Below are 6,139 nucleotides of genomic sequence, written 5' to 3'. Positions count from 1 at the left end.
AGATAGGCATTCTCCGCCCGCAGATATGCCAGCTCCTCGAGCAGCTCCTCATGGGAGCGCTCACCATCGGAGGGAGGCTCGGGCGGTGGAGATGGGGGCTTCTGGGGCATCGGGCGGCGTCCCGTACGTTTCGGTTCCAAGGCGATTAGGCCACCACTATGGTACTGGCGCTCCCATCTGCCAATAGCGCCAGCGGCACGGATATCAAACAGGGCCTCGGTCTGCCGGATCGACAAGCCGTCGCGCCACATCCTTTCCAGCACCTCGCGCTTGAACGCTGGGCTGTAGTGACGGCGTGTCTGGCACAATCCTGAAGGCCCATGCTGCCGGTACTGCTCCACCCATCGCCTGACCATGGAATAGTCCAGACCAAAGTGGTGGGCGACCACTTCTAGGCCGACATCCCCATCCAGGTATTGCTGCACCACTTGCAACTTAAAGTGGTCGCTGTACTGGTTCCTCATAGAAACACCCCGAAGGTTGAATTGGGTGTCCAACTTTCGGGGTGCAGTTCACGGGGCCGGGCGTCGCGGGGAGGGGCGAATGCGTGCCGCTCAGTGCTCGCCGAACAGGTGCCGGCGGGCCTCCTCATCCATCTCCACCCCGTTGCTCGGGTTGACCCGCTCGACCAGCGCATAGGCCCGCTGCACCGCCGGGCGCGCCTCGATGGCCTGCATCCAGCGCAATACCTCGGGAAACGCCTCGATGTCCTGGCCCTGCCTCTCCCAGGACCTCACCCAGGGGTAGGTCGCCATGTCGGCAATGGAGTAGGCGTCGCCCCCCAGGTAGTCGTGGTCCTGCAGGCGCCGGTCCAGCACGCCGTAGAGACGGGCGGTCTCCCGGACATAGCGCTGGACGGCGTAGTCAATAGTCTGCGGCGCGTAGTGGCGGAAGTGATGGGACTGACCGGCCATGGGCCCCAGCCCGCCCATCTGCCAGTAGAGCCACTGCAGTACCACATAGCGCTCGCGCCCGGCTCCGGGCAGGAAGCGGCCCGTCTTGTCGGCCAGGTACTCGAGGATGGCCCCTGACTCGAACAGCCCCAGGGGCTGGCCGCCATCCACCGGCGCCCGGTCGACGATGGCCGGGATGCGGTTGTTGGGGGCGATCTCGAGGAACTCCTCGGAAAACTGCTCGCCACGGCCGATATTGACCGGCTTGACGACATACTCGAGCCCCGCCTCCTCCAGGAAGATCGAGACCTTGTGCCCGTTGGGCGTCGTCCAGTAGTAGAGGTCGATCACCGCTCTCCTCCTCGGGCCCTTCGCCTCAGCGATAGGCTCCCTCGATGTCGGTGATGCGCAGGGCCTTGCGCCCCAGGCCGCCGTGCTGGTCGAGCATGCGCTCGAGCCAGCCATGTACCGGGTCGGCGTTGGAGACCAGGTCGGCGCTGGAGACACAGCGTGCCCACATGAAGCTTCCGAAGACCAGGTAGTCGGCGCCGGCCGGGGCCTCGCCGTCGAGGAAGTCGGCCTCCTTGAGCCGGCCGCGCAGCGGTTCCAGGGCCGCATCCAGCTGGGCCAGCCCCTTGGCCGGGGAGTGGAACTCCTCCAGGGTCCGGCCGAAGCGCTTCTCGCGGGTCTCGCGAAAGTAGGCCCGGTCGTCGGGGTGGATGGCGTTGAGCAAGTCCATAATGATGGTGCGCATCATCGCCGGGGCCAGTGAACGCTCGGCATAGTGCTTGAAGAAGCACCCACGCGCCTCGGCCAGGCCCCCGCCCAGCAGTGGCGCCTCGGGATAGGTGCGGTCGAGGTAGCGCAGGATCTCGTAGCTGTCGGTGACCACCGCGTCCCCGTCGACCAGCACCGGCACCTTGTCATGCTCGGCGAAGGCCAGGGCCTGCTTCTCGGAGAAGCGCCAGGGCCGCGTCTGAACCTCCAGCCCCTTGTGGGCCAGGGCGTAGCGTACTCGCCAACAGAAGGGAGAGAAGCGCAGCCCCTCGTCAATGCCGCAGAGATCATAGAGCACCCGTGTCATGCCGCCTCCTGGTATCCGGTCATGGGTATGGCCCGATAGTGCCAGCCTTTGCCGCACACCGCCAACGCCGTCGCAGGCGGGTCGCCCGGCGACAACGGCTTGTCCATTAGTCTAATATCCCGCGCGGAAGCGAGAGGATCCCGCCTGCCGGCATGCCGCGGAAGCCCCTGAATCAGCGGCTATTTCAGAAAAATCCGTTGCATTCCGGCGCCCTTGAGGATTGGTCATACCAGTTATCCAGCAATGGTCAAGCCCTACACTTGCGCTTTAAGGTGCGCCCTTCTTCATGCCCCGCACGGTCGGGGAGGCTCCACGACCAACCGTTCCAACGTGAAAGGAACCCCTCCATGAACGAAACGATACTCGCACTTCTCGCCTTTGTGCCCCTGGTGCTGGCAGGTGTGTTGCTGATCGGCTTTCGCATGCCCGCCAAGACCGCCATGCCGGTGGTTTTCGTGGTCTCGGCGCTGATCGCCCTGTTCGCCTGGGAGATGAGCTTCAACCGGGTTCTGGCCTCGACCCTGCAGGGGCTGATGCTCACCGTCTCGATCCTGTGGATCATCTTCGGCGCCATCCTGCTGCTCAACACCCTGAAGCACTCGGGCGGCATCACCGCGATCCGCAAGGGCTTCTCGGGCATCAGCCCCGACCGCCGTGTACAGGCGCTTATCGTCGCCTGGCTGTTCGGCTGCTTCATCGAGGGCGCTTCCGGCTTCGGCACCCCCGCCGCCGTGGCCGCCCCGCTGATGGTGGCGCTGGGATTCCCGGCCCTGGCCGCCGTGGTGGTGGGCATGATGATCCAGTCCACGCCGGTGTCGTTCGGTGCCGTGGGCACGCCCATCGTGGTGGGGGTCTCCGGTGGCCTGGATCGCGCCGGCATCACCGAGACCCTCGAGTCCGGCGGCTCCAGTTGGGAGGTCTTCTTTCGGCTGGTGACCAGCGAGGTAGCCATCACCCACGGCATCGTCGGCGTCCTGATGCCGCTGATCATGGTGGTGGTCATGGTGCGCTTCTTCGGGGCCAACAAATCCTGGAAGGAAGGGCTCTCCATCACCCCCTTCGCCATCTTCACCGGTGTCTGCTTCGTGGTGCCCTACATGCTGGCGGGCGTGCTGCTGGGGCCGGAGTTCCCGTCGATGATCGGCGCCATGGTCGGCCTGGCCATCGTCGTGCCCGCCGCGCAAAGGGGTTTCCTGATTCCCAAGGACACCTGGGACTTCCCGGACGCCAAGTCATGGCCGGACGCATGGATCGGCAAGCTGGTGATCAAGACCGAAGACATCGTGGGCAAGAGCCCGATCACCACCCTGATGGGTTGGGTGCCCTATGTGCTGCTGGCCGTGTTCCTGGTGGCCTCGCGCACTATCGAACCGCTCAAGAATGCGCTGACCTCGCTGAGCCTCGGCTGGAGCAATATCCTCGGCGAGACCGGTGTTTCTGGCAGTATCGAACCGCTCTACCTGCCCGGCGGCATCATCCTGATGGTGGTGGCGGTGACCTACTTCCTGCACCGCATGAACGCACGCGAGATGTCGGCGGCCATCCATGAGTCGACCAAGACCATCTTCGGTGCCGGCTTCGTGCTGATCTTTACCATTCCCATGGTGCGGATCCTGATCAACTCCGGCGTCAATGCCGCCGACCTGGTCTCGATGCCGGTGGCCATGGCCCAGTTCGTCGCCGACGGGGTGGGCGGAGTCTATCCGTTCTTCGCTCCAGCCGTGGGTGGGCTGGGGGCCTTCATCGCCGGTTCGAACACCGTCTCGAACCTGATGCTCTCCGACTTCCAGTTCAACGTCGCTCAGCAGCTCGGCGTCTCCACCGCCATGATGGTCGCCCTGCAGGCCGTGGGCGCCGCGGCAGGCAACATGATCGCCATCCACAACGTGGTCGCGGCCTCCGCCACCGTGGGCCTGCTGGGCCGCGAGGGCGAGACCATCCGCAAGACCATCCTGCCGACGATCTACTACCTGGTTGCCGCCGGGTTCATCGGGCTGGTGGCCTTCTATGTGCTCGGCATATCGGACCCGCTGATGGGCAGCTAGCCGCCCTCAGGGCATTCCGCGTGCAACAGAACGCCCCGGTCGATCGCCGGGGCGTTCTGTCGTCTGCCGCTCGCTCTTTTCCGCGAGCTGTATCAGGCTGAAACGCATACCGCACGGGAGAGCCGAGACGTGACCGACCGCAAGCGTTTCTGGCGCCGCAAGCGCTGGTACCTGATGGCCTTCCTGCTCGTCTATGCGGGGGTGCTGGGCTATCACCAGTTCAAGCCACTGCCGGACGGCATCTCCTACGCGAGCGAGGTGTACCGCGTCGACGAAGCGGGCTTCTTCCGTGATCTCACCCACCATGAAGGCGACGAACGTCACGTCGACCAGCAGATCTTCCCGCGGCTCTGGCGGCTGATCGACGAGGCGGACGATTTCATCGTGATCGATGTGTTCATGATGAACGGCCTGGTCAATGAGCCGTCGCAGGGCTATCCACCGCTCAGCGATACCCTCCTGGCACATCTGCTCGCCAAGCGAGAGGCCCATCCGGACATGCCGATCGTGTTCATCACCGACGAGGTCAACACCGGTTACGGCTCCTACGCGGGGGACTGGCTGGTGCCCCTGAAGGAAGCGGATATCGAGGTGGTGATCACAGACCTCGAGCCGCTCAGGGACTCGACCCCGATCTACTCGACGCTTTGGCGCATGGGGATTCAGTGGTTCGGCCAGGAGGGCCACGGCTGGCTCGCCAATCCCTTCGTCGACGACGGGCCACGCCTGACGCTGCGCTCCTACCTGAAGCTCTTCAACATCAAGGCCAACCACCGCAAGGTGTTCATCACCGAGGATGCCGCGCTGGTCGCCTCGGCCAATGTCCATGACGAATCGGGCTTTCACGAAAATGTCGCCTTCGAGGTCGACGGGCCGATCATTGCCGAGATGCTCAAGGCCGAACAGGCGGTGGTGGATCTCGGCGAGAGCGGAATCAGCCTGCCGCGTTACACCGGGCGGAGTGGCGAAGCGCGGGGAGAACTGAGCCTGCAGTACACCACCGAGGGCCAGACCCTGAGAAAGGTACTGGAGACCCTGGAGACGGCGGACGAGGGGGATGAGCTGTGGCTCGGCATGTACTATCTCGCCGACCGCCACGTGATCAATGCGATAACGGACGCCGCCAACCGCGGCGTCCAGGTCGCGATGATCCTCGACCCCAACGAGACCGCCTTCGGTCGCCGCAAGACCGGGCTCCCCAATCGCCCGGTGGTCGAGGAACTGCTGGAGGACACCGACGGTGCCGTGCAAGTACGCTGGTACGCCGTGGAGATCGAGCAGTACCACCCCAAGATGATGCTCCTGAAGCAGGGTGACCGCGCCACCGTCATCAGTGGGTCGACCAACTTCACCAGACGCAACCTCGCCGACTTCAATCTCGAGGCGAGTCTGCTGATCGAGGGGCCGGCGGATGCCCGGGTGATGCGCGAGGTGGAGGCCTATTTCTTGACGCTATGGCTCAACCGCGGCGGTACCTACACCCTCGATCAGACGGAGTACCAGAACGTGCTGACGGCCTGGCAACGCGTCATCTACGCGGCGCAGACCTATCTGGGCCTGACCACCTTCTGAGGGGCGTCAGCCGATGCGGGTCAGGTCGGTGGCATGGCGTCGGCCACGCTCCACGTAGCCCTCGGCATTCTTCCTCAGGCCCTCGATGGCCTCGGTAGAGAGCTCGCGCACCACCCTGGCCGGCGCCCCCACGATCAGCGAGCCGTCCGGGAAGCTAGCCCCCTCCTTGACCACCGCCCCGGCCGCCACCAGGCAGTTCCTGCCGATCACCGCGCCGTTGAGGATCACCGCCTGGATCCCCACCAGGCTGCCGTCGCCGACGGTGCAACCATGCAGCATGGCCTGGTGCCCCACCGTCACGCCCGTGCCGACCGTGAGCGGGTAGCCGGGGTCGGCGTGCAGCACCGCCCCGTCCTGGATATTGCTGCCCTCGCCGACCTCGAGGTGGTCGGTGTCGCCGCGCAGCACCGCCTGGTACCAGACGCTGGCGTTGCGCTTGAGGGTGACCCGACCGATCACATCGGCCGTCTCGGCCACGTAGACGTCGTCACCGATCGCGGGACGGTCGTCGCCATACTGATAGATCGCCATGGATAGGGTCTCCT

At 65.0% G+C, this 6,139-nt stretch carries 6 protein-coding genes; 2 read left to right on the top strand and 4 right to left on the bottom strand.

Features of this window, described 5'->3' with window-relative positions; genetic code table 11:
* The 3 genes from QLQ83_RS09465 to QLQ83_RS09455 all read right to left on the bottom strand — a co-directional run.
* On the bottom strand, nt 1-464 hold a 464-nt coding region (locus QLQ83_RS09465), incomplete at its 3' end, for a transposase (RefSeq protein WP_282733626.1).
* Nucleotides 465-554: 90 nt separating this feature from the next.
* Nucleotides 555-1,244, bottom strand: coding sequence for a glutathione binding-like protein (locus tag QLQ83_RS09460; protein WP_282735278.1), 690 nt, complete (start codon nt 1,242-1,244; stop codon nt 555-557).
* A gap of 25 nt (nt 1,245-1,269) precedes the next feature.
* Nucleotides 1,270-1,977: a glutathione S-transferase N-terminal domain-containing protein gene (locus QLQ83_RS09455; protein WP_282735277.1), complete on the bottom strand. Its 708-nt coding sequence runs from the start codon at nt 1,975-1,977 to the stop codon at nt 1,270-1,272.
* Nucleotides 1,978-2,324: 347 nt separating this feature from the next.
* Between QLQ83_RS09455 and QLQ83_RS09450 the strand changes: the two genes are divergently transcribed.
* Nucleotides 2,325-4,022: an L-lactate permease gene (locus tag QLQ83_RS09450; RefSeq protein WP_282735276.1), complete on the top strand. Its 1,698-nt coding sequence runs from the start codon at nt 2,325-2,327 to the stop codon at nt 4,020-4,022.
* A gap of 129 nt (nt 4,023-4,151) precedes the next feature.
* Complete coding sequence (locus QLQ83_RS09445) at nt 4,152-5,594, top strand: phospholipase D family protein (RefSeq protein ID WP_282735275.1); 1,443 nt, start codon at nt 4,152-4,154, stop codon at nt 5,592-5,594.
* 6 nt (nt 5,595-5,600) lie between these two features.
* Here QLQ83_RS09445 and QLQ83_RS09440 read toward each other — a convergent pair whose 3' ends face one another.
* Entirely contained in the window at nt 5,601-6,125 is a 525-nt protein-coding gene (locus tag QLQ83_RS09440) for a gamma carbonic anhydrase family protein (protein ID WP_282735274.1), read from the bottom strand.
* Nucleotides 6,126-6,139: the final 14 nt, after the last annotated feature.

Source organism: Halomonas rhizosphaerae (assembly GCF_030010555.1).
Classification (GTDB): domain Bacteria; phylum Pseudomonadota; class Gammaproteobacteria; order Pseudomonadales; family Halomonadaceae; genus Halomonas; species Halomonas rhizosphaerae.
The sequence above is the reverse complement of the archived record's forward strand: the minus strand, read 5'-3'. Positions and strand labels throughout refer to the sequence as shown.

Excerpts from the sequence above, each read along its gene's own strand:
- QLQ83_RS09455 (WP_282735277.1), bottom strand. The coding sequence starts at position 1,977 with ATGACACGGGTGCTCTATGATCTCTGCGGCATTGACGAGGGGCTGCGC.
- QLQ83_RS09450 (WP_282735276.1), top strand. The coding sequence starts at position 2,325 with ATGAACGAAACGATACTCGCACTTCTCGCCTTTGTGCCCCTGGTGCTG.
- QLQ83_RS09440 (WP_282735274.1), bottom strand. The coding sequence starts at position 6,125 with ATGGCGATCTATCAGTATGGCGACGACCGTCCCGCGATCGGTGACGAC.